The 766-nt window shown below is 55.8% G+C and carries 2 pseudogenes; both read right to left on the bottom strand.

The features are described from left to right. Positions 1 to 301 (bottom strand): annotated as a pseudogene (locus tag ACM6UT_RS23505) (type IV secretion system protein); the annotation flags it as partial. A gap of 124 nt (positions 302 to 425) precedes the next feature. Then, positions 426 to 623, bottom strand: a pseudogene (locus ACM6UT_RS23500) (type IV secretion system protein); the annotation flags it as partial. Positions 624 to 766: the final 143 nt, after the last annotated feature.

Here is a 766-nt window from a genome sequence, read left to right as displayed (position 1 = left end):
TGCTGGAATGCCTGTGTTCGCGACTGAACAGCCTGTTGCGAGCCGGTGACTAGGGCAGCAACTCCAAGGACGGTCTTCATCATCTCTTCGTAGGACTTGTCGCCGGAGAACGTGCTGTCCGCCTTGCCAGACAAATTTTTTACTAGCTGAAGACCGTTGATGAAGGTGGTAGCAATCTGGCCGATGTCACCGCCCATGCTGCCGAAGTTCGGGACTCCGCCCTGCATGAGGCTGTCGAGTGACGGCATCTGAGAAACGCTGAACCCTTGACCAACGGCGAGGTTCTGCATGGGATTTGAAANGCCGATGTCACCGCCCATGCTGCCGAAGTTCGGGACTCCGCCCTGCATGAGGCTGTCGAGTGACGGCATCTGAGAAACGCTGAACCCTTGACCAACGGCGAGGTTCTGCATGGGATTTGAAACGCTCCCGCGATCCCCCGTGACGGCTTTAAGCGTCTCTTCTACCGTCTTCAGAACCTCCTTGTTCGTATCCAGGATCTGATCGGTCGTCTGAGAGGTTTCCGTTGCAATCTTCAGGTTGGCGCTGTCGATCACGGGAACCTGTGCATGCGCAGTAGACGCCATCGCTAGCAAAAACGCAGTCAGAAATGCTCTTTTCATGGCCGTTCTCCTTGTCATTCGGCGCTCAACATCAGCTTCATGTCAGCCTCTGGTCCGAGTTTTCGAACGCAGGCCTGTTCCTCCGGATTCCACTCAAGCTGCAGTTCCTTGTCGCAGAGGTCAGCTACCTCGCGATCGTCTTC

Origin of the sequence: Ciceribacter azotifigens (genome assembly GCF_048159625.1) — a bacterium.
GTDB classification, from domain to species: Bacteria; Pseudomonadota; Alphaproteobacteria; order Rhizobiales; family Rhizobiaceae; genus Allorhizobium; species Allorhizobium azotifigens.
The sequence above is the reverse complement of the archived record's forward strand: the minus strand, read 5'-3'. Positions and strand labels throughout refer to the sequence as shown.